General features: G+C 67.7%; 20 protein-coding genes. 10 read left to right on the forward strand and 10 right to left on the reverse strand.

Annotated elements, in window-relative coordinates; all coding sequences use genetic code 11:
• Positions 1–98 precede the first annotated feature (98 nt).
• The 4 genes from A5779_RS02550 to A5779_RS02565 are packed head-to-tail and all read left to right on the forward strand — an operon-like array spanning position 99 to position 4,129.
• Positions 99–866: a DeoR/GlpR family DNA-binding transcription regulator gene (locus A5779_RS02550; protein ID WP_064878619.1), complete on the forward strand. Its 768-nt coding sequence runs from the start codon at positions 99–101 to the stop codon at positions 864–866.
• Complete coding sequence (locus A5779_RS02555; protein WP_064878621.1) at positions 863–1,831, forward strand: 1-phosphofructokinase family hexose kinase; 969 nt, start codon at positions 863–865, stop codon at positions 1,829–1,831. Before A5779_RS02550 ends, A5779_RS02555 begins: the two co-directional genes overlap by 4 nt.
• Positions 1,828–3,849 carry a PTS fructose transporter subunit IIABC gene (locus A5779_RS02560; RefSeq protein ID WP_064878623.1) on the forward strand — a complete coding sequence of 674 codons (2,022 nt, stop codon included), beginning with the start codon at positions 1,828–1,830 and terminating at the stop codon, positions 3,847–3,849. The genes A5779_RS02555 and A5779_RS02560 overlap by 4 nt, the downstream gene beginning before the upstream one ends.
• 22 nt (positions 3,850–3,871) lie before the next feature.
• A complete protein-coding gene (locus tag A5779_RS02565; protein WP_064878625.1) occupies positions 3,872–4,129 on the forward strand; it encodes an HPr family phosphocarrier protein in 258 nt (85 codons plus the stop codon).
• 3 nt (positions 4,130–4,132) lie between these two features.
• Here A5779_RS02565 and A5779_RS02570 read toward each other — a convergent pair whose 3' ends face one another.
• Both A5779_RS02570 and A5779_RS02575 read right to left on the reverse strand, forming a co-directional pair.
• Positions 4,133–4,711 (reverse strand): hypothetical protein, encoded by a 579-nt coding sequence (locus A5779_RS02570; RefSeq protein ID WP_110776809.1) that lies wholly within the window; start codon positions 4,709–4,711, stop codon positions 4,133–4,135.
• 135 nt (positions 4,712–4,846) lie between these two features.
• Positions 4,847–6,430: an EspA/EspE family type VII secretion system effector gene (locus A5779_RS02575; RefSeq protein ID WP_064878627.1), complete on the reverse strand. Its 1,584-nt coding sequence runs from the start codon at positions 6,428–6,430 to the stop codon at positions 4,847–4,849.
• Positions 6,431–6,821: 391 nt separating this feature from the next.
• Between A5779_RS02575 and A5779_RS02580 the strand changes: the two genes are divergently transcribed.
• Positions 6,822–8,318 carry a MinD/ParA family ATP-binding protein gene (locus A5779_RS02580; protein WP_064878629.1) on the forward strand — a complete coding sequence of 499 codons (1,497 nt, stop codon included), beginning with the start codon at positions 6,822–6,824 and terminating at the stop codon, positions 8,316–8,318.
• 6 nt (positions 8,319–8,324) lie between these two features.
• On the opposite strand, the gene A5779_RS02585 is transcribed toward A5779_RS02580, so the two are convergent.
• Positions 8,325–9,116 (reverse strand): hypothetical protein, encoded by a 792-nt coding sequence (locus tag A5779_RS02585; RefSeq protein ID WP_064878631.1) that lies wholly within the window; start codon positions 9,114–9,116, stop codon positions 8,325–8,327.
• Positions 9,117–9,502: 386 nt separating this feature from the next.
• On the opposite strand from A5779_RS02585, the gene A5779_RS02590 reads away from it, so the two are divergent.
• Positions 9,503–9,796 (forward strand): WhiB family transcriptional regulator, encoded by a 294-nt coding sequence (locus A5779_RS02590; protein WP_064878633.1) that lies wholly within the window; start codon positions 9,503–9,505, stop codon positions 9,794–9,796.
• Between the two features lie 237 nt (positions 9,797–10,033).
• On the opposite strand, the gene A5779_RS02595 is transcribed toward A5779_RS02590, so the two are convergent.
• On the reverse strand, positions 10,034–10,300 hold the full coding sequence (locus tag A5779_RS02595) for a DivIVA domain-containing protein (RefSeq protein ID WP_055119277.1): 267 nt from the start codon (positions 10,298–10,300) through the stop codon (positions 10,034–10,036).
• A gap of 45 nt (positions 10,301–10,345) precedes the next feature.
• On the opposite strand from A5779_RS02595, the gene A5779_RS02600 reads away from it, so the two are divergent.
• On the forward strand, positions 10,346–11,314 hold the full coding sequence (locus tag A5779_RS02600; protein WP_064878635.1) for a pirin family protein: 969 nt from the start codon (positions 10,346–10,348) through the stop codon (positions 11,312–11,314).
• A 4-nt stretch (positions 11,315–11,318) separates the two neighbouring features.
• Here A5779_RS02600 and A5779_RS02605 read toward each other — a convergent pair whose 3' ends face one another.
• The 4 genes from A5779_RS02605 to A5779_RS02620 form a co-directional block, all read right to left on the reverse strand.
• Entirely contained in the window at positions 11,319–11,828 is a 510-nt protein-coding gene (locus tag A5779_RS02605) for a pyridoxamine 5'-phosphate oxidase family protein (RefSeq protein WP_064878642.1), read from the reverse strand.
• Positions 11,829–11,911: 83 nt separating this feature from the next.
• A complete protein-coding gene (locus A5779_RS02610) occupies positions 11,912–13,069 on the reverse strand; it encodes a hypothetical protein (RefSeq protein ID WP_064878644.1) in 1,158 nt (385 codons plus the stop codon).
• 1 nt (position 13,070) lies between these two features.
• Positions 13,071–15,533: a GAP1-N2 domain-containing protein gene (locus tag A5779_RS02615; protein ID WP_064878646.1), complete on the reverse strand. Its 2,463-nt coding sequence runs from the start codon at positions 15,531–15,533 to the stop codon at positions 13,071–13,073.
• Positions 15,530–17,452, reverse strand: coding sequence for a SaeA-related protein (locus A5779_RS02620; protein WP_064878672.1), 1,923 nt, complete (start codon positions 17,450–17,452; stop codon positions 15,530–15,532). Before A5779_RS02620 ends, A5779_RS02615 begins: the two co-directional genes overlap by 4 nt.
• Before the next feature lie 266 nt (positions 17,453–17,718).
• Here A5779_RS02620 and ygiD point away from each other — a divergent pair, with 266 nt between their 5' ends.
• Complete coding sequence (ygiD, locus tag A5779_RS02625) at positions 17,719–18,492, forward strand: 4,5-DOPA-extradiol-dioxygenase (RefSeq protein WP_064878674.1); 774 nt, start codon at positions 17,719–17,721, stop codon at positions 18,490–18,492.
• A gap of 99 nt (positions 18,493–18,591) precedes the next feature.
• The gene (gene rfbA / locus A5779_RS02630) at positions 18,592–19,458 is read left to right on the forward strand and encodes a glucose-1-phosphate thymidylyltransferase RfbA (RefSeq protein WP_064878648.1); all 867 of its coding nucleotides are present in this window, start codon (positions 18,592–18,594) and stop codon (positions 19,456–19,458) included.
• Positions 19,459–19,467: 9 nt separating this feature from the next.
• On the opposite strand, the gene A5779_RS02635 is transcribed toward rfbA, so the two are convergent.
• On the reverse strand, positions 19,468–20,151 hold the full coding sequence (locus A5779_RS02635; protein WP_064878650.1) for an immunity protein Imm33 domain-containing protein: 684 nt from the start codon (positions 20,149–20,151) through the stop codon (positions 19,468–19,470).
• An 89-nt stretch (positions 20,152–20,240) separates the two neighbouring features.
• On the opposite strand from A5779_RS02635, the gene A5779_RS02640 reads away from it, so the two are divergent.
• A complete protein-coding gene (locus A5779_RS02640; protein WP_064878652.1) occupies positions 20,241–20,780 on the forward strand; it encodes a hypothetical protein in 540 nt (179 codons plus the stop codon).
• A gap of 24 nt (positions 20,781–20,804) precedes the next feature.
• Here the strand turns inward: A5779_RS02640 and A5779_RS02645 are convergent, their stop codons facing one another.
• The gene (locus A5779_RS02645; RefSeq protein ID WP_064878654.1) at positions 20,805–21,701 is read right to left on the reverse strand and encodes a sensor domain-containing protein; all 897 of its coding nucleotides are present in this window, start codon (positions 21,699–21,701) and stop codon (positions 20,805–20,807) included.
• Positions 21,702–22,559: the final 858 nt, after the last annotated feature.

The following is a 22,559-nucleotide window of genomic DNA, read 5'->3' on the forward strand; positions in this document are numbered from 1 at the left end:
GCCACATTACAAGAAAACGTTGACAAGTCAACACAGTCAAGCGTAAAACAACATATATCAACATCTTGTTAGGCTCGAACCCACACAAACGGAGGCTCATGTACGCCGAGGAGCGCCAGCAGGCCATCGCCGCGCTGGTCATGAGCAGGGGCCGCGCCTCGGTCGCCGAACTCGCGCAGACATACGACGTCACCACCGAAACCGTCCGCCGAGATCTGGCAGTGCTCGACAAGGCCGGCGTCGTCCGCCGCGTGCACGGCGGAGCCGTCCCCGCCCGGACCCTCCACCTCGTGGAAGCCGGCGTCGGCGAACGCGACACCACCCGCGCCGCGCAGAAGGATGCCATCGCCGCGGCTGCAGTCGACTTCTTCCCCCTCACCGGTGCCAGCGTCCTGCTGGACGCCGGCACCACCACCGCCCGCGTCGCCTCGCAGGTACCGACGGACCGGGAGCTCACCGCGGTGACCAACTCGGTGCCGATCGCCGGCCTCCTCGCCACCATGCCGACCGTCACCCTGCAATTACTGGGCGGGCGGGTCCGCGGCCTCACCCAGGCCGCCGTCGGCGAGCAGGTGCTGCGGGTACTCGAAACCCTGCGGGTGGACATCGCGTTCATCGGCACCAACGCCATCAACGTGCGGCACGGTCTCTCGACCCCCGACACCGACGAGGCAGCCGTCAAGCGCGCCATGGTGCAGGCCGCGAATTACGTTGTGGTGGTCGCAGACTCATCAAAGGTAGGCCAAGAGGACTTCGTCAGCTTCGCCCCCATCGACAGCGTCGACACCCTGATCACCGACAGCGAGATCTCCGATGCCGACCGCGCACAGCTCACCGAACACGGCGTCGAGGTGGTGATCGCATGATCATCACGGTCACCCCCAACCCCAGCCTGGACCGCACCGTCACATTGAGGGCGCCGTTGACGCGCGGAGCCGTACAGCGCGTCGACACCGTCACCGTCGAACCCGGCGGCAAGGGCATCAACGTGGCCCGAGCTCTGACCCTGGCCGACGTTGCCGCCGAAGCGGTGCTGCCCGCTGCCGACGCTGATCCCCTGCTCGCGGCGTTACGGGCGCACGGTGTGCCGTTCACCGCCGTTCCGATCGCGGAGCCCGTCCGCACCAACGTCGCCATCACCGAATCCGATGGCACCACAACCAAACTCAACGAGCGCGGCGCCAGCGTGGACGCTGACACGCTGTCGGCGCTCACCAGCTGCCTGCTGACCAAGGCGCAAGAAGCATCGTGGTTGGTGTTGTCCGGGTCGTTGCCGCCCGGGATTCCGGACGACTGGTATGCCCAGGTGGTGCAGCTGCTGGCGCCGCTCGACTGCCGGGTCGCCGTCGATACCTCCGAAGCGCCGCTGGCCGCGCTGGCCGCCGCGTTCGAGGTGGCCGCACCCGATCTGATCAAGCCCAACGCCGAGGAACTGGCCGACCTGGCCGGGGTATCGGCCGACGCCCTGGAAAATGCTGCGGCCCAAGGTGACGTGTCATCGGTGGTGGCGGCCGCCGGTCGGCTCGTGGACCGGGGCGTCGGCGCGGTGCTCGCCACGTTGGGGGGAGCCGGCGCGGTCCTCGTGGACAGTTCGGGCTCCTGGCTGGCCACGCCGCCGCCGATCGTTCCGCGCAGCACCGTCGGCGCGGGCGACGCCTCCCTGGCCGGCTACCTGCGCGCCGCCGACGCCGGTGCCGAAGCCTCGCAACGACTGCAGATGGCCGTCGCCTACGGCAGCGCCGCCGCGGCACTGCCCGGATCCGCCCTGCCCACACCTGCCCAGCTCGACCTCGACGCAGTCCGCACCCACCCCATGAAGGTGTCGCCATGACCCAACCGATCATCACCCCCGAGCTGGTCCTGCTCGACGCCGACGCGGGCCGCGACAAGCAAGCCGTCATCACGCGACTGGTCGGAGCACTCGCCGAGGCAGGTCGCACCGACGACACCGACGGCCTGGTGGGCGCCGCAATGGCGCGAGAAGCCCAGTCCGCCACCGGACTGCCCGGTGGCATCGCGATCCCGCACTGCCGCTCCCCCTACGTCGAGACGCCCACGATCGGCTTCGCCCGGCTCTCCCCCAAGGTCGACTTCGGGGCTCCCGACGGACCGGCGGATCTGGTGTTCCTGATCGCCGCACCGGAATCCGGTGGGGCCGAACACATGAAGCTGCTCTCCAGCCTGGCCCGCGCGCTGGTCCGCAAGGACTTCGTGGCGTCACTACGGGGTGCCGCGAGCGTCGACGAGGTGGTGGCACTCGTCGACGGCGTGGTCAACCCGGCGCCTGTTCCTGCCCCCGCTCCTGAGCCTGTTGCTGAGCCCGTCAAGGCGGTGTCGATCGTCGCAATCACCGCCTGTCCCACCGGCATCGCTCACACGTACATGGCGGCCGACGCACTCAAACAGGCCGCCGATGATGCCGGGGTCGAATTGACCGTCGAAACCCAGGGCTCGTCCGGAAGCACGCCGTTGTCCGCGGCGACGATCGCTGCGGCCGATGCCGTCATCTTCGCCACCGACGTTGGGGTCAAGGACAAGCAGCGTTTCGCCGGCAAGCCCGTCGTCGCCTCCGGCGTCAAACGCGCCATCAACGAACCCGGGGTGATGATCTCCGAAGCCATCGGCGCCGCAGGTGATCCCAATGCCCCGCGAGTGGCCGGCTCAGTTGACGAGGCCGCTCCGGCCGCGTCGGGCGACGTGGGCTGGGGCACCCGCACCCGGCAGATCCTGCTCACCGGCGTGAGCTACATGATCCCGTTCGTCGCGGCGGGCGGTCTGCTCATCGCGCTGGGCTTCCTCTTCGCCGGCTACGACATCGGTAACACCCCGGACGGGCAACCGACCCCGCTGGCCTATGGAATGAACTCGCTCGGTCATCACATCGCGGTCACCAACACCCTGGCCGACCTGCCACCCGGTGGTCTGACGCAGTACCTCGGCGCGGTGCTGTTCACGCTCGGCGGACTGGCCTTCATGTTCCTGGTACCCGCCCTCGCCGGATATATCTCGTTCGCGATCGCCGACCGACCCGGCATCGCACCGGGTTTCACCGCCGGAGCGGTGGCAGTGTTCGTCGGCGGCGGGTTCATCGGTGGCATCGTCGGCGGTCTGATCGCCGGGTTCGCCGCGCAGTGGATCAGCTCATTCAAGGTGCCGCAGTGGTTCCGGGGACTGATGCCGGTTGTGGTGATCCCGCTCGGTGCGTCACTGATCGTGGGCCTGTTGATGTTCCTGCTGCTCGGCCGACCGCTGGCCGCGCTGACCACCGGCCTGACCAACTGGCTCAGCGGCATGACCGGGACTTCGGTCGTCATCCTCGGTGTCATTCTCGGTTTGATGATGTGCTTCGACCTCGGCGGCCCGGTCAACAAGGCGGCCTATGCATTTGCGACCGCGGGCCTCAACGTCGCCGACCCCGCCACGCTGCGCATCATGGCCGCGGTGATGGCCGCCGGCATGGTGCCGCCGCTCGCCATGGCGCTCGCCTCGACGCTACGGCCGCGGCTGTTCACCGAACCCGAGCGTGAAAACGGCCGCGCTGCATGGCTGTTGGGCGCGTCCTTCATCTCCGAAGGTGCCATCCCGTTCGCTGCCGCCGATCCCCTGCGGGTCATCCCGTCGATGATGCTCGGCGGCGCCGTCACCGGCGGGCTGATCATGGCGTTCGACGTCACGCTCAAGGCGCCGCACGGCGGCATCTTCGTATTCTTCGCAATCGGCAACCTGCTGTGGTTCCTGATCGCCCTGGCTGCCGGCACCGTCGTCAGCGCCCTGGCGGTCGTTGCGGCCAAGCAGTTCGCAAAACCGTCTGTCACCACGCCGGAAGCTCCGGCGCTGGCCACCACCTGAGTCCCAACCCTAAGGAGAAACAATGCCAAGCAAGACTGTCACCGTCGGTTCGGCCATCGGCCTGCACGCCCGCCCCGCCGCGATCATCGCCGAGGCGGTCGTCAATGCCGGAGTTCCCGTCACCCTGTCCATGGACGGCGGCGAGCCCGTCGACGCCGGTTCGGCCTTGATGATCATGACGCTGGGTGCCGGTAACGGGGCTCAGGTGACGGTGGATTCCGACGACGCTGATGCGTTGGCCACTGTTGCCGGGCTCGTGGAGCAGGATCTGGACGCGTAGGGCCTACCGCTCGGAGTGGCGGGCGATGAGCGCCCGGTCAGCCTCGCCCGCCTGCTCCGGAGTCGCGAACGGCATGTTTGTCCCCACGAAGTCCCGGGCTTCGCGGAAGTCCATGCCTTGCTCGACGAGCATATTGACCGTGCCGACGTGCACGACCGCTGTCGCGCGTTTGGCGGCCACCCCGGCTACGAACCGGATCTCGTCGGCCAACTGGGCCTCGGTCAGCATAGTCACCTTTGGATCCAGCTCCACCTGGGCGACGGAGCCGTTGAGGTAGGCCGTGACAGTGACGGTGCCCGGCGGGTTGATTACCTGGACCACCGGGATCTGCTCTTCGTCCTCGGGCTCACCTTCGCCGTCGATGGCGCCGAAGCCGTCGTCCGCCACTTCCTCGACTTCGTGGCCGGGGTAGTCGTAGACCCCGTCCAGGCCGCCACTTTCATCGCTCCCAGGGTCCACTTCGTACCCCGTGTAGTCCTGCAGAGCGTCAAGACCTGACGCATCGTTGGATACCGGGGCATCGAAGTCGAGGCCGTTGTCGTTGTCGGCGTCGTCCCAGTCGTCCGAACCGTGAGGCGTCATGCGTCAGTGATATCCCATTGTATTCCGTCAGTCGACAGTCGGTCAGTGAAGAGTGCCACCAATTGGCACCCCCCGACTTGCCGCGTGCAAAGCTCACTGCGGGCACAAAGCGTTATCAGCCTCACCTGGGCACCCTTATGAATCTAATGTAGCCGCCGCTGCCACATGCAGCTGGCCCTGCTCGAAATCCACCCCGACATGCACCGGAGCCTGACCCGCCGCGGCGCCGCCTGCGGCCGTGGCCTCCAGGTCCGGAGGCAGTGTCTTGGCGGCCTCGTCATCCGCGCCGGCGCCCGGCGGATCGGCCGGCACACCAGCTGAATCCGTAGCAGGCACGCCACCGGCCTCACCCTCTTCGGGCTCGCCGACCTGGTCCTCGCCGTCCTCGCCGTCGGTCTCGCGGTCCTTGCTGTGCTCATCCTTCTCGTCGTCCCGGTCGCGGCCGTCCCGATCCTCGTCGCGGTCGTCCAGCTCGTCGGCATCGGTACTTCCCGACGCCTGGTCGAACTGGGCGGCATCGGCGGCGGGGCCACCGGCCTGCCCGGCCGCCTGACTGGCCATCTGCGCCGCCTGGGTCCCGGCCTGGGTGGCAGCCTGCGCCGCCTGGGTGATCCCGGCGAGTATTCCGCTCAGGGGGTTGACCAGCGAGCCCAGGATCCCGCCGAGGGCGCCGGCCGCGCTTGTCGCCGCATCGGATGGCGGGGCCCCGGCACCTGGCATGCCGGTGGGCATCGACGGCGACAGCGAGGAACCGGACGGCATACCGGCCCCACCGCCGGTCGACGGAGCCGCACCACCGGTGCCCGACGAAACGTTTTCGCCACCGCCCGACGGGACCTCACTGTCTGAACTGTCTGACGGAGCATCGTCGCCGCCTGTCAGGACGGCCGGATCCGAGGCATCGGGATCCGGCGGCACGGTAGGCACCTGAGAGTCGCCGGCCGGCGGCTCGAACTCCGCACCCCACGGAGCAGCGGCGCCGGCCAGGTTCTCGTACTGGGCAGCCGCGGACTGCAAGACGGCCGCGTTCTCCTCGATGTGGCCGCACAGAGTTCTCAGATCGTTGTCGGAGTCGCCGACTGCCTTCGCCACCATCGCGAACTCGGCCGTCATCTGGGCCGCCGGACCGAAACCCGGAACGATTCCCGCGCTCGTGGTGAGCATGCTCATCGCGCCCAGCCAGTCGGAGTGACCGTCGAGGCTGTCGCGAGTGGCCGCGATCTGGCCAGCCTCGGTGGACAGCACCTCGGCCACCATGGTGTCCAACCCGAGCATCGTCTGGACCCGGCCGACCTGTTCGGTGTTGCGGCCCGCATAGGCGCTGGCCCCGCTGCTGTCCCAGTTGTCGCCGGGGAAGGCCGACACGAGCACCTGCCCGACCGCCTCCATCTTGTCGGCCCCCTCACCGAAACGGTGTCCGTTCTCCGGATCGCCGACTCCGGTGCTGTGCTTCATCGACTCGATGGTCTGCTGGCCGGCGGCCAGAACCGGCGACCGGGCGGCTCGGATCAGCCGTCCGCCGATCTGCGACGCGAAGAAGTTGGCGGCCTTGTGGCTGAGGTCGGCCACCTGGCCGCCGAACGTGGATACCTGCTCGAGTTCGGAGCCGGCGGTGTTGCGGACGATGAACTCTCCGACCCTTGCGGCACGCTCGGTCCACTTCAGGTTGTTCCCGATCACGCCTTTGCCGAAATCGGCAATGTCCCCCAGCAGTCCCATACCCGGTATCCCCTTCGCCGGAACAGAGATTACCAGCGCATTCGACCCGGTCAGCGCACCAATTTCGGGCCTGCGACCACCTCTGGACGACGGCCGTCGAACCCACTCCGACCACCATCTTTTGCAGTTGAACGGTCCCTTTTGCAGGACCATCCGAGCGGTTGCGCCGCACGACCGGGCGGCCTCTCAGGAGCGGCCGGCGCAAGGGCACATCGGGGTGCCGCCGGGGTGGCATCCAGCTCCGCTGCGACCTACTCGGGGTTTGCCATCCAAATTTGCTACCACGTCAGTTCGCTCCGATTCCGGACGGATCATGCAAGCCGCACGGGTTGTGGTCGATACTTGAGCACGGTCAAAGTTCCCGTGTGTGAGTTCCGGAGGAGATTCAGGCGTGCCCGACCCCGACGACACCTTGCGTAGAGAGCTCGGCTGGACGGGGCCGGAGGAATCGCATTTCGAACCCGACACCCGGCCGACCCGCCGCAAGCCACCAGAGCCGCCACCGTCGATACCCGGACGGCCCCCGGTGGATTTCGTGCCGTCGAAGACTCCCGCCGGCTCCGGCTCCGACGATTCCGGCACGTCGCAGGTCGTACCCGTCGATCGTGACGCCGAGCGCGCCCGCAACACGTTCCGGGAGGCGCCTCCTGCACCCCCGACCCCGCCGCAGCAGCAGGCGCCGCCTCCTCCGCCGCCACCCGCGCCGCCGTACGACACCCGTCAGGCACCGCCCCACCAGGCCCCGCCGAACTTGGGCCATCCCGAACCCCGGCCGGATGCCTGGGAGCAGGGCCCGCCCGGCTGGCAGCTTCCGTCGCAGCGTCCTCCGGGCCCCGGCGGCCCACCGCATCCGCCGTACGGACCACCACCCGGCCAACCCTGGCCCGCCGAAGGCGGATTCGCACCGGATCCGGGTGCGCCCGCACCCGGTGTACCGCCTCTGCCGACCGGTTCCTACGCCGACCGGATCCGGGTCAACGACCTGGTTCCGCCGAAGCGTCAGCCACCGGCCAGCGGTTGGCGGTTGTTCGTGTACCGGGCCACGTTCGGGATGATCAATCCCGGCCCGTCGCCGGAAGATCTCCGAGTCGCCGAGCTGGAGACCAAGATCAAGGGGCTCCTGCGCGGGCACTACAAGGTCGGGGTGATGGGCAAGGGCGGGGTCGGCAAGACCACCGTCTCGGCCAGCGTCGGGTCGATCTTCGCCCAGTTGCGTCAGGACGATCGCGTGGTGGCCATCGATGCCGACACATCGTTCGGCAAGCTCGGCAGCCGCGTCGATCCCCAGGCCCAGAGCTCGTACTGGGAGCTGGCCAACGACAAACACCTGGACTCGTTCGCCGACGTGCGCAGCCGGGTCGGCAACAACGCCGCAGGGCTGTTCGTCCTGGCGGGCGAGGGCACCCCGGCCCGCCGCCGCGTGCTCGACGCGGCCATCTACCGCGAGGCCACCACTCGACTCGACAAGCATTTCTCGATCTCGGTGGTGGACTGCAGTTCGACGATGGACTCACCGGTGACCCAGGAAGTGCTGCGCGACCTCGACGGCCTGATCGTGGTGTCCTCCCCGTGGGTCGACGGTGCCGCGACCGCCGGACAGACACTGGACTGGCTGGCCGCCCACGAGATGACGGAACTGCTGCAGCGCACCGTCGTGGTGCTCAACGACTCCGACGGCCATGCCGACAAACGCACGCGGACGATTCTGGCCGGGCAGTTCTCGGGTCAGGGGCAGCGGGTGATCGAGGTGCCGTTCGACGGGCATCTGCGTCCCGGTGGCGTCGTCGATCCGCGGGAGATGTCGATGCCGACGCGGCGCCGGTTCCTGGAGATCGCCGCTGCGCTCGCCGAGCACTTCCCCACCCATGACGAGCGTCGGGACCGCTAGCCGGGCTCAGCGCATCGCGCCGATCAGCGCCTCCAGGGCGTGGACGGCGGCTGCGTCGACGGGGTATTCGGCCTCGGCGCGCGCCACGATGTCTTCGGAAACACCGGCGGCCGTTGCGGTCTCACTGATGGTGAGATTCGATTGCCGACGGGCGGCATACAGGCGCTGCCCGAGCGTGGCGCCAGGGGCGGTGGCGGCGAGGGTGGTCAGCTCGTCGATCTGGCGCCGCACCGCGCTGAGGGCCTTGATCAACGCCGGCGTCACCATGCTCAGCCGCGCGGCGCGGGCGGCCACCGCCTCGAGCTGACGCAGGTCGGCCAGTACCGATGTGACCCGCGGCGTGAACTCCTGTTCCCCGACACCGGGCAACGTGGCGATCGTCGACTCGAGGGTGCTCACCGCGGTGAGCACCGCCTGGGCGATCAGCGGTACCTCGTCACTGGCCGGCGGTGTGGTCGTCAACGGGACTGCTGCCGGCCGCGCGGTGACCACTGTGGGCGGCTCAATGTGCGGCGGCGCGGGCATTGCCGGATCCGGTACCGGCCCGCCTTGCCGGAGCCGGGCGATCGTGCCCGGTGGCCAGCGCAACACCTCTTCGAGCTTGAGCCGGGTGCGTTCACGGGGCCAGCTGCGGCCCTTCTCGAACGCGATGAGCGCTCCGGCGTTGATGATTCCTTCGGCGGCGAGACTGCGCTGGCTGATGTCGAGCTCGCGGCGCCTCGCCGCGGCCGCGGCACCCGCGCGGATGAGTCCGACATCGAACTCACCAGTGGCGAGGTCGTACTCAGCGTCGGTCATACGGGGCTGTTTCCTCGCCGATGTGCTCAGCTCAGCGCGAGTGCTGAAGCGGTTGCCGGGACCCCTCAATCCTAACCCCAGACCGAAGCACCGCTACACCTTGGGTTTTTCGCATATGTAGCAAACAACCCCGATGCTACGGCTTCTTGACCGGACAAACCGCAGCCCTGCTACGGGTACAGCCAAGTACCTATCGACGTCCTGACGTGCATGTTTAGATCCATGTCGACTTTCCGCTGGTGATTCCGCATCGTTACCTTTGCAAATTTCCGTAGCGTTGCACCGCTGCGGTTTCGATCAAACTGTTGCATCGCTACGGTTCTTGCTATAGCGTTCCCCTCAACGCGGTAGACACCGCAACAAAGAGCCCTAACAGGAGCAGCAGCATGAACGCACTCATGGCCAACGGCATCCCGCTCGGCGTCTGCACCAGCAACCCGGAGCGGTGGACCTCCACCCCCGACGACCAGGCCAAGGTCATCTGCCGGGAATGCCCCCGGCGCTGGCTGTGCGCTCGCGAGGCCTGCGAACTGCCCCGCGCCGAAGGACTTTGGGCCGGCATCATGGTTCCCGAGGCCGGCCGTGGCCGTAGCTTCGCGCTCAAGCAGCTGCGATCGCTGGCCGAGCGCAACGGCTACCCAGTGCGCAAGCTCGGCCTGGTCTTTCCCGAAGCCGCCTGATCCCGCTCTCGCAACACCGCTTCACCAGATCTGTTGTCTGGCCCTTTCGCTGCCGATTCGAGGGGACGGCAGGGCAGGGGCGAGTTTCCACTGGGGGAGGAATAGGGGCCCGGGGTGTGTCGTTACACCCGCAGACGGTGCCGGGCATTGCCCCGGGCCCCACACCAAAATCGTCGCTTCGAGCGACCACTCGCCGCGAGGCGCAGTGACGGCACCGTCCCCGAACTTCTTCTCCCGTTACCGCTCGAGCGTGACGACCACCGCGTCGAGCAGAGCATCCACATCGTCCTCGTTGTAGCCGCGCTGAAACATCGGCGGCTTCGGGAACACGATGTTGCGGACGTCATCGGGACCCAGGTGCCCGCGCCCGTCGAGCCTGCGGGCCACCAACGCCAGAAAGTCGTCGACCGACTTCTTGTCGTAACCCCGCTTGCCCAACGGCGGCTTCGAAAATTCGGTGCTGCGAACATCTTCGGCAGTCAATCCCCCGGTCATGCCGGTCATGCTAACCGCGCACCGAGGCCGCCGGACGCGGTTACCGTGAGGTTCATGAGCAACACCGACACGGCGCCCGCCGAAGTCACCTGCACCAACTCGGAGTTCACCGGGGTGCTGCATCCGCGGGAGGTGCCGCTGGGCGGGCCGCGCGCACTGCTGGTCCGGCGCACCCTGCCGCAACGGGACCGGTCGATGATCGGCGCCTGGTGTTTCGCCGACCACTACGGGCCGCACGACGTGCGAGCCGCGGGCAGAGGCATGGACGTGCCGCCCCATCCCCATACCGGTTTGCAAACCGTGAGTTGGCTTTTCGAAGGCCTGATCGAGCACCGCGACAGCGCCGGGGTCCACGCCATGGTCCGCCCGGGTGAACTCAACCTGATGACGGCCGGCGCCGGGATCTGCCATTCGGAGGTCTCGACACCGGAGACGACGATCCTGCACGGCGTCCAGCTGTGGGTGGCGCTGCCCGATGCCGCCCGCGACACCGGCCGTGACTTCGCGCACCACACACCCCGGCCGCGGACCGTCGACGGCGCCACCGTCCGGGTGTTCCTCGGCGAGCTCGAGCAGTCGCAGTCACCGGTGCACACCTTCACGCCACTGCTGGGCGCCCAGATCGACCTCGACCCGGGCGCCGAGCTGACGCTCGACGTCGATCCGGCCTTCGAACATGGCGTGCTACTGGACCAGGGCGCGATCGAAGTGTGCGGCACCACGCTGGCGGTCGCCGACCTGGGCTACCAGGCCGCGGGGCGCACACAGCTTCACCTGGCCAACCGCGGTAATGGCCCGGCTCGGGCGATTCTGCTCGGCGGACCGCCGTTCACCGAGGAACTGGTGATGTGGTGGAACTTCGTCGGCCGCAGCCACGACGACATCGCGACCTACCGAGAACTGTGGCAGGCCAACGACGCACGCTTCGGCGACGTGCAGGGCTATGTCGGGAACATCGCCCGGTTACCCGCGCCGCCCTTGCCGAACGGGCGGCTCAAGCCGCGCCCGCGCCCCTCGAGCTAGGTGTTCAGATACTCGCGTTCAAGTACTGCGCAGTGCTGCCGCCCACCGGCATCTCGGGCAGCCCGAGCTTGCGGTGGTCCCAGCTGCGCAACCGGCTGGGCACGACCCGCACCGCGATGCGGTTGTTCATCATCTGGTCGACGAACGGGCGCATCTCCTCGGTGTAGGGACCGGTGTAGCGCTCCCACACGCTGATACCCACGCGCAGAATGGTTTCCGGGTCGTCGACGATCTCCGCGGTGCCGTCGATCGACACCCCACGCAGCGTGTTGTAGGTGTCCCCGTCCTCGATCATCGTCGTGATCGTGGGGTCGCGGCGCAGGTTGACCGCCTTCTGCGACTTGGCTTTCGTCTCGAACCAGATCTCACCGTCGAGCACCGCGTACCACATGGCGACCAGGTGCGGTCGGCCGCTGGGCAGCACGGTAGCCATCGTCGCGGTTCGGCTGTGCTCGATGAATTCGGCGATCTCATCGTCACTCATGACGATCTTCGTGCGCTCGTTCTTGCCCACCTGTCACCTCTCTGATCGGTCAGCCCACCATAGCCACGGCCTCACCGGCCTCCGCGAACGCGGTCGGTAACCCGACCGGCCGCCTACAGCACGCCGAATTGGGAGGTCACCCACCGCACCGGATCCACACAGCGGAATGGAGCAATCCCCCTGGCGTGCAGCCGATTTCCGGTCGGCGGATGCCCGAGCGCGGACACCGCGAAGTACCGGGTGGCCAGCCGCGCTCCGGCGGACGGGTTCTCCACGGCCGACACGATCGAGCCGCCGTGCAGACGGACCAGCAGGCTGCGCACCTCCTGATCGAGCAGTTGGCCGTCGACGTCGTCATACTGCTTGCCGTCGGAGGTGTCCCGCAGGAAAGCCGCTCCCCCGTTGGACATGACCAGCGACCATTCCGAACCCTGCACGTCACGCAGGGCCCGCAGCACGTCGAACTTGGACAGGATCACCGCCAGCTTGGGCTGACCCGGGTTGACCGCCACCAGCAGATTCCCCAGGACCGAACGCGGTTCCCCACCACTGAACGGCTGAGGCGGCAGCAGGTCCTGCAGTTGATCGCGGATGGCCTTGACCCGCAGCGGGTCGAACATGAAGAACACCGCATCGGCGTGGCCGAAGAACTGGAAGGGCGGCGCGCGCAGGTCACCGTTCTCCAGGTCCTCGCCCGCCACGTCGCGCAGTACCAGGAACCTGCGCACGCCGTGCCAGATCCCGATCGAAAACACCAGGGGTTCACGCTGATTCGGAGCCTGGGTGTGCACCGTCGGAGTGGGAGGCAGCAGGCCCCGCTGCACATACAGCGGTCCTTCGTAGTTGGTGGCGTAGTTCTGCGCAGTAGCTCGGGTTACCGGTTCCAACACCACACCGAACCGCTCGCAGAGCAATTCCAGCTGCTTGATGAGAACGGCGATGTAAAGGCTCTTGCCCGTCGCGCGCGCGCCGGCCAGCGCGATGCAGATGGCGTGGCCCTCCCGGAAACCCTCGGGGAGGGTGAAGTGGCAGACCGGACAGATCTCCACCGCGGGCCCCTGCAATGCCCGGTTCGCCTCGGACACCGGAGGCGGCGGACCGTTGTATCCCGGGGCCCGGGTCCAGGTGTACAGCGGGCCGCAGTCGGCGGGTGCGCCCACGTAGGTCGAGGCGACATCGTCGCGGTACCGGGTGCCGCCGGCCTGAGCGGGCAGGGTCCACAGATGGTTGTTGGGACTCAGCTGGGTGAAGCAACGCGGGCACTTGCTCATGTCAGCCCCGGCTCCCCCTCAGTCGTTCCGCCAGCGACGGATTCGCACCTCGCCGCGTCAGCAGCCTGTCCACCATCTTCCGGTACCCGCGCATCGTCCCCTCAGAGGAATCACCCGACAACTGCGCCATCAACACCACCACGGATTCCGCGTCGGCGCCGCTCATCGTGGCAGCCAGCTTTCCGGCCAACACGCCCGCGAGCTGCTCCACCGGGTCGGGGGCGTAGGCGGCGGACTCGGCTGCCGCGTTTCGCAACAGGCTGAGCGCCACCACCGTCACCGGCGCCAACTGGCCACCGTCGACCAACGGTAGTACCCGGGCCACTGCCTGTGCGCCACAGCCGGTTTCAGCGGCCAAAGCGTTACAGGCCTGCGGATAGGGCTGCCCGGCGAGCACTCCCAACAGGGCAAACGCCAGCAGCCGCACCGAGAAGTCCGGGTGGACGGACTCCGGTTCCACCTCGGCCAGCACCTGATCCCACAGCGGCGTGTACGCGCTCTGGTGGGTATGCAGATACCGCTGCTGCAACCAGTTCCGCGGCTCGATGTGTCGGACCGCTGCGCAGGCCACCACCACGCCGTCGCCGTCGTCGTTGTCGTCGATCACCTTGCCGGCCAACTGCTGCAGCGCTGCCGAGTCCGCGGCGCCGAGAAGTGTGCGTACCGCGGCCCGGCCCGGCAGTTTGTCGGCACCGACGGCCAGCAGGAGATCCCGCGGATTCCAGACCGAGGCTGCCGCGGCGGCCTCGAAACTGTCCGGATCGGTAGTCCGCAGCCACCACAACTGCGCGCCGGCATCACCCGGATGCCGCGCTCCGCTCCGACGCGACCGCAGCCCGCGCAACGCGGCGCGGATCCACACCGAATCCCAGGGCTGGGCAGCGGTGAGTTCAGCGGGCTCGGGCATCGGGCCGGCCTCGGCCAACCAGTCCAGCACGTCGTCGCCGATGACGCCGCCCTCGACGTCGCAGCGCAGCAACCAGGTACCCAACGCCAGTCGGTCGGCGCCGCCGATCACCCCGCGCACGCGCGGATCAGCCAGGCCGGGCAGCACACCGTTGGTCAGGGCGTCCTGCAGTCGGTCGTCGACTACCCCCGCCCGCAACAGCAGGTCTACGACCCGTAGCAACCGGTCGGCGCCCTGCTGCCTGCTGCGGTCCAGGGCCGGTCCGATGGCCACCCGCAACGACGAAGGTGTTGGTTTCCCGTGAAACGTTCTCGGCCCCAACGGGATTGGTCCGTCCTGTGCCATCCACGCGTCGTCGACGATGGCCCGGGCGAAGTAGGTGGCATCGGCGTACGTGGCTCCGGCCCCCTCCGGCAGCTCGTGCCGCGCCCGCCAGGCGTCGGCGGTGGTGACACCCACCACAACAGCGAGCACGTCGGCGATGATGTAGGCCGCGGCGGACCCGACCAGCGCACCCGCCGGGGAATGCGCGGCGATCACCTCGTGGGCCTCGGCCTGCGCGTCCGCGAACTCCTGATTGCCGGCCACCGCCATCGCGATCGGCCACGCTGGATGCAGCCCGTCGTCGCGCACCTGGCTGGAATACGTGTCGATGTCATCGAGGGCACCGCGCGCCGACGCGGCATCGAGCAGCACCACCTGCGCCATCACCGACCACCGGGTCACCTCGATCCGGTGTCCACCCGCAGTACGGTGCGGATCTCCGCCGAGCTCACCCAGCGACACGGGCTCGGATTCGCTGATCACCACCAGGCCGGGCTCGACCGCGGAAAGGTCCTCGAACGGCACCGCGCTCAGCACCTGACCGTTGTGCGGCGCGACCTGCTCGGCGCGGTCGAAGGTGGAGAAGCTCAGCCTCGCCGCGGTACCCGGCGACATCAGGAAACTCACCAGACCGATCCACTGTGCGGCCGCATCCGGGGACTGCACACCCAGCACCACCGGCGGCCCGCCCGCGAGCGCCGCGGCCACCGCATCCAGGAGCGCGAACAGCGTGGCCAGCCGCCACGTGGTGGTATCCAGCGCGAACGCGACCACGCTGTCCTTGGTCACCGTGCTCCCCAGCTCTGGCAGGTCAGCCGGGAGCTCGGCCCGGGCCACCGCAGCAGGGCCGTAAGGCTGCAGCCAATGCGGCGAACGCCACCGTTCGATGGCCCGGCAGCGCGGGTGGGTTTCGGGCGCACGGTCCAACAGCACGTGGGCGAACACGTTGCCCGGCCGACCCGTGCTGTCCGACCCCGCCGGGAAGGTGTGCCAGTACCCCGCGCCGCCGGGGACATCGCGGTACGCCAGCCGGCGCGGGCCCTGCTCGAGCTGTTCGGGGGTCGGGAAGTCGGGTGTCGGCCCCACCGGCCGGAAGACCGTGTGCACGCCGGCCATCAATGCCTGGGTCTCCGAGGGCGAGAGCCCACCGGTCGTTTCCTTGACCTGCCAGCCGCCGGCGGTCCCGACGGCATCGAACGACGTGTAGGTGAGCTGGCCGTAACGCGACGTCATAACACCGTCGCGGTGAGCTGCAAGGTCTGCGACGGCGGGTCCAAAAGTGCCACGGTGCGCAGCTGGAGTGGGTCGGTGATGTTGAGGAACAACCGGATCCAGCCGTGCAGTCCACTGACGTTGGCGGCCCACAGTTCACCGGCGCCCGACGCCGTCGCCGCCGTCCAGCGCAGGTACTTGGACGGGTGGTCGGCCAGCTGACCCTGCGCGTCCAGCGGTGCGACGTCGACGGGATTTCCGTCGTGCACGCTCAACGGCATCCGCTGCGGATTGTTGACCAGGACGAACGCCGGCGAGCCCGGCAGTTCGTACTCGGACCGCACCGCGACGGTGGCCGTGGTGGGGAACCCGCCGGGGTCGCGGCCGATCCGCACCGCGTACTGCAACCTCAACATGCCCGGGTACTCGATGCTGGCGACCGGTCCGGTCACCCGGCGGCCGCCGGAGAACGCCACCGGCGCCAGGTGCAGTGAACATCCCCCTACCGGGAGCGCACCGGTCAGGTGCATGCCGCCGTACTTCTCGTAGTCCTCCAGGGAGATCTCGAAGGATCTGCCGGTCAGGCCGGCCCGGGGATCGTGCCCCTTGGGCGCGAGAGTCACCACCACACCGGCTGCGCCGGCCGGCCATTCGAACGTCAGCACCTGCTTGTTGCAGTACTCGACCAGTTCGACATCGCGGATGGTTCCGGTGTGTACGGCCGATACCGTGCGGCCGAGCACGGCGCGCCCGGCCAGGATGGTCACCGGCGTGACGTAGGCCCGGCTCCACCCTTGGGGCCACGGCACCCCGGTCATCAGGGTGCGGGTGCTGCCGTCGGGTTGTGTCTGATTGGCCACCGGCTGCCGCAGGCGTAGGTCCGGGGCCAGCCCTACCTGCTCGAGGGCGTTCTCGGGAAGTTCGGTGGAGACACTCCCCGCGCTCGGACCGGTCTGGCTGAGGTAGATCGCCACCTCTGCTCCGGGAGCCGCCCAGGACACGTCGAACGACTCACCGTCGAAGGCGGTGTCCACCGAGATGTCGGTGACCGCGGCGAGCACCGCAGACACCTCCACGTCGGCGTCGACGGGTTCCGAGAGCTGCACGGCCCCGTCGACGTCCACCGCGCAACGCACCCGGTAGCGGTAGCGCATACCCCGGGTCGCCCCGGAGTCGACGAAACCGGTCCGGTGCTCACCGTCGGCCAGGATCCGGTAGCGGGACTCGTCGATCGCGGGTCCGTCGGCCTCCTCGAGCGGGATGCGGTAGACGTGCACGGCCCTCGTCGCGGGCGGTGACGTCCACTTTCCGATCACCAGGCCGCTGTCCTCGCGGATCGCCACCTCGCCGGGCGGGGCGACCAAGACCCCACTGGCATAGAGCACCGGCCGGGTGCTCAGGGCATCCGCGCGGGACGTCCCGGTGATGACCCAGACCTGGTAGTAGCGCACGGGCCCGGTCAACGGCCGGTCGTCGCTGGCCGCCGACAACGGCGTCGCGGCGACGAGGTCAGCGTTCTCCGATGATCGGGGCGCCCGGTCCTCGGCACTGACCACCCGGTACAGCACCACTCCCCCGTTGGCTTGATAATCCGGCCAACTCAATTCGACGACGCCGGGGCGGGACTCGCCGTGGCGGAAGGCAATCGGGTGCACGTCACCGGCCACCGGGGGCTGCTGCTGCTTGTCGGGGACCTGGGTCTTCAAGTCGGCCAGTACCCGGGCCATGTCCTCGGCATGTTCTGCGACCGAACCGGGCAACATCTCGCGGATCTGCTCGACGTCGGTGCGTCCCGACCGAAGCACCAGCCGGAGATGGGCTTCCTTGAAACTGCGCGCTGCGACCGCCCCGGAATCGACCAGTTGCTGACGCCAGGCCAGCAACGGCGCCAGCCGGGGATCCGCGTCGTCGGGATCGTCGACGGGATACAGATCGGGCATCAGAACACCAAATCCCCGCCGGACATGAGCGCTACGCGTCACCTGCTCCGGCAGCTCGAACAGCGCGAACTCCTGAGGTGTCGGGCCCACACTGGACCGACACACCCAGAAACGCTACCGCAGCAGCGGCGTGGTCACTGCCACATGGTGGGCCGGGCTGAGGCGACATGATCGGACACACGGCATAAGTTCGGAACATGTCTTCTGCCGGCTCGTCGGACGCTGACCCGCCGCCTGCACGCCGCGGTGTGGGCGCGGTCGGCCTGATGCCCGCGGCGTTCATCGGGCACGGCAGCCCGATGAACGCGCTCGAGTCCAACCGCTTCACCACGGCCTGGCGCGGCTTCGGTCAGATCGTGCCGCGGCCGCGGGCGATCCTGGTGATCAGCGCGCACTGGTACATCAACGCCACCGCGGTCACCGCGATGCCGAGCCCACGGACCATCCACGATTTCTACGGATTCCCGCGTGAGCTGTTCGACATGCAGTACCCGGCGCCGGGGTTGCCGGAGCTGGCCGAGGAGGTCGGCGACGTGGTGAAGCCGACGTGGGTGGGTGCCGACGTCGACAGCTGGGGCATCGACCACGGCACCTGGTCGGTGCTGGTGCACGCCTTCCCCGACGCGTCCATACCTGTTGTGCAACTGGCGATCAACGCCAACGAACCGGCCGACTACCACCTGCAACTCGGCGCAAGGCTGGCGCCGCTGCGTGAGCGCGGCGTGCTCATCGTGGGCAGCGGCAACATCGTGCACAACCTCGCCGGCATGGACCCCACCCAGCCCGAGGACGGTTTTGCCTGGGCCAAGCGGTTCGACGACGCCGCCCGAGAACAACTCACCCACTCCCCTGCCGACGTCCTCGGTCTCGCGGCACATCCGGACTACGCGGCCGCCGTTCCCACCCCCGACCACTTCATCCCGATGCTGTACTTCGCCGGGCTGGCCGGTGCGGCACCAGATTCCGGGAGGTCGGTAGACCCCCTGGTCACCGGCTACACCTACGGGTCGTTGTCGATGACGTCGTATGTACTGCGCTGAGGCAGCTCGATTCGTCGAATCCACGCCGAAAGGCACGCTATGGTGACGGGCGTGTTGGGCCATGACGAGCAGGTAACCCCCGTCGGGGTGTAGGCAGGCGTGCGCGGAATCATCCTGGCCGGCGGTTCCGGCACACGACTTCATCCGATCACGATGGGTGTCAGCAAGCAGTTGCTGCCGGTGTACGACAAGCCGCTCATCTACTACCCGCTGTCCACTCTGATCATGGCCGGTATCCGCGACATCCTGGTGATCACCACCCCGGTCGATGCCCCGGCGTTCCAGCGGCTGCTGGGCGACGGCTCGGCCTTCGGGGTGAACCTGACCTACGCAGTCCAACAGCAGCCCGAGGGCTTGGCTCAGGCATTCATCATCGGAGCCGAGCACATCGGCACCGATTCCGTGGCACTTGTGTTGGGCGACAACGTCTTCTATGGCCCGGGCCTGGGAACGAGCCTGCGCCGGTTCCAAAATGTCAGCGGCGGTGCGATATTCGCGTACTGGGTGGCCAACCCGACGGCCTATGGCGTCGTCGAGTTCGACTCGAACGGGGCAGCGCTGTCGCTGGAGGAGAAGCCCATCGTCCCCAAATCCCAGTACGCGGTGCCCGGGCTGTATTTCTATGACAACGACGTCATCGAGATCGCCCGGTCGCTACGCAAGTCGGCCCGCGGCGAATACGAGATCACCGGCGTCAATCAGACCTACCTGAGCCAGGGCCGACTCTCGGTCGAGGTTCTCGCCCGAGGCACCGCGTGGCTGGACACCGGCACCTTCGACTCGTTATTGGACGCCAGTGACTACGTCCGCACCATCGAACGCCGCCAAGGACTGAAGATCGGTGTGCCAGAGGAGATCGCGTGGCGGGAGGGCTACATCGACGACGTCCAACTTGCCGCGCGCGCCGAAGAACTGCCCAAATCCGGCTACGGCGACTATCTACTGGAGCTGTTGAAACGCAAGTAAGCGACGCACTTATGGCGTCTGGTCGCCTACAACATCGTCGCCGAACATCGTGGCGAGCAGCGACCCCTCCCGCACCGGCAACGGTTCGCCATGTCGCACAACCAACGGTGCCCCGTCGCCTACGAGCGCCGAACAGTCCGGCGGCAATGCCAGAAACCCGATGATGGCCGGGTTGGCCACGGCGAGCTCGTACAAGGTGGCGTGCCGAAGGTTCGCCTCGTCATGGTCGTGATCGTCACCGGGACAGCCGATGTACCAACCGGACTCGTCCTCATCGTGGGAATATCGATGCATCAAGACGGTTTCTGCGCTCGCGAACAGCTCGCAGGTCATGGCGTACTGGATGTAGCGCGGGAAGTCCAGTTCTTCTGCGAGTCCGACACTTTCGGCAACCTCGCGCTGATACCACAGCTGGCTGACGGTGTTCGAGGCACCGGCGACAAGGTTCGGTGGGACGTTCTCGAAATCCGGCTCGCACAGTCCCAGCGTGCCGTCGCCGAGATCGGTGACGTAGCAATTCAGCCACCCGATGGCGATGCTCTCTCCGACCGAGAATCGGGTGCCGCTCCTGATGCAGCTCTCCAGCCAGGACGCCAGCCACTCGATGCCCAGCTCAGTTACCACCTCGGGCTCGTACTCGAGGGTGAATTCCGGGTGCCCGGACGCTTCCGCCGTCGTTCTACGCTGCGCCACTTCTGTTCTCCATATTCGCGATCACGGGTCGGGCCGAGTGTGGCACATTCGGGCTTCGGGAGCGGCTGTGCGTCGCATAGGGTCCGACCATGTCGCTCGATCAACTGATTTCGCTCGTGCCGCCGCCGAAGTCCGTACCCGACTGCGACTTCGGCGCAGTCGAGACGGCAATCGGACATGCCTTGCCCGACGACTACAAGCGACTCGTCAGCACCTACGGCAGCGGATCATTCGGTGGATACCTGGCGGTGATGGCCCCCACCCAGGATGAATTGGTCTCCGGCGGCGCGTATTGCCGACAGTCCCTGACCGACCTGCGTCACACCTATGCCAACCACACCTGGATCTACCCGGACGGATCGACGGCCCCGATGGTGCTCGAGGACGTCGATCCAGTGCCCTACTACGGGTGGGGCGGTGCCCCGGGTGGGGAGACCGGTTACTGGCACGTCGACGGCGACGACCCCAACGGGTGGGCGGCTGTCGTCATCGGCGACGGCCTGACGAACGACTACCACCCGCACGGACTGGTCGCCTATCTCACCGACCTCATCGCAGGGCGGTTTCCGACCGAGGTGTTCGGCGACGATGCCTTGGAGCTCATCCGTGGGACGTTTCTACCCAGATGACCAAGACGAGTTGCCGCGCAGCGATCAGCTTTTGCCGTTGATCTTCGTGCCGATCTCACGGGCGACCGAAAGGCCGGCCGTCACGTTGTCACTGCTGCATCCCCGCACATCGACAACTACGTTGGCCCGTCGCGACACCCCACGACTACAGGTGATCGCATTGGCGGCCCCGCTGGTGTCGGTGAGAATCGACATGTTCAAGAACTCTTTGGCTTTGTCCTCACCGTTGCCCGTGGTCTTCACCGTGTCGGTGCCCAGGCCGTCATAGGTGGCGTTGAGTGTCTTGAATCGACATGCCGTCCAGTCGGAGGCCTGCTTCTGGAACGCCGCCTTGGCAGCCGCCTCATCCGGAAACAACACCGCGGCCTGAACCAAGTGGAGTCCGTTCCCGCCCTGCGCGGTCTGGATTGCCACGCCCGTGTAGCCGGAATCGCCATAGGTCGATTGAGCACCCGGAGCCCACACGCCCGCGCAGTTCGGGGGTGAAACGGAATCGGTGGACAGCGACGTCTCGACCGGCCCGGTCGTCACGCCGGAAATATACAGCTTCTTCTCGATCTCACTGGCAGACAACAACACACCCTCCAACTCCGACGCCTCCACGGTGCCGTCGGCGCCGGGCAGTGCTGCCGTTGCCGAGCTGGTCGCCGGACTCTTCGACGTCGTCTGGGAAGAACCCGACGGACGTGCGCTGGTGGTGTCGGTCGCGACCGCACCATCACCCGACTCATCGCTGCCACCCAGATTGACTGCGACAAGGACGATCGCCAGCACCAAGACGACCGCGGCGGCGATCACGCCCCCGATGATCCACGGCCCTTTGTTGTTGTCGTTGTTGGGCGGCTGGCCGTACGGCGGGTTCATCATCGGCGGTGCGTTCCACGGACCGGGTTGACCGGCCTGCCATTGCCCGCCGGGCATCGGAGGCGGCGGATACGGCGCCGACGGCGGTCCCTGCGGAGGGCCCGCCGGAGGCCAGGGCGACTGCGAGGGGGCCGGCTGATTGCCAGGCCACCCCCCGCCCTGGAATGGGTCGTTTCCGCCAGGATTCATTGGCCCTCCATATCTTGTTGTGAAAGAGCTCGAACCACATGCCCGCGTCGCCGGCCCGGTATTCGCGAAAGGGCTTCGGCGGCGGGCGCTTCGGTGCCTTCTTCTGGTTCCCGGCTGAATTCCCTGCGGGCAGGTATCGCTCGGTTCGCGTGACGCGGACGCATTGCCGCCACGGCCCCCTGGTCCGGAAGATCCGGGCGTACGGGTCTTTGTCGAACGGATGCTTCGGGTCTTCCGCCGGCCATCACGCGGATTGGCCGGCCACCCGCGCAATCGCGCCGGTCACGCACGGTAATCGGGTCGGCCGCTGCGCCGCCGTATGTCGGACAGCGCAAAGGACCCCTCCAGTTCTCTGGTGCTCTCGACAGGCCGCCCCACCCTAACCCTGCTGATCACCAGCTGAGCACACCAATTTGGCCGCACCAATGCCCTGCCTCCGCACCCATTCCGCGCACCATGACCTCGGCGGTCGCAATATGACCGGGATGCAAGTAGACAAAGCCAGATTGTCGGCCCGTGGGTTGTCGGGGTTACGGACTCGCTTGAACCCGTGGCCTTCGGCGTTGACATTCACGCCCTCGACTCGCCTCTGTGAATTGACTGCGACTCACGGCGCAGGCCGCGAAACACAAAGGCCGCGAACCCGGTTGGGTTCGCGGCCTTTGAGTTGCAGTTCGTAGAACCGCTCTCTGTGGGCGAAGGGGGACTTGAACCCCCACGTCCCGA

The organism is Mycolicibacterium peregrinum (genome assembly GCF_001665625.1).
In the GTDB taxonomy this organism is placed as follows: Bacteria; Actinomycetota; Actinomycetes; order Mycobacteriales; family Mycobacteriaceae; genus Mycobacterium; species Mycobacterium peregrinum_B.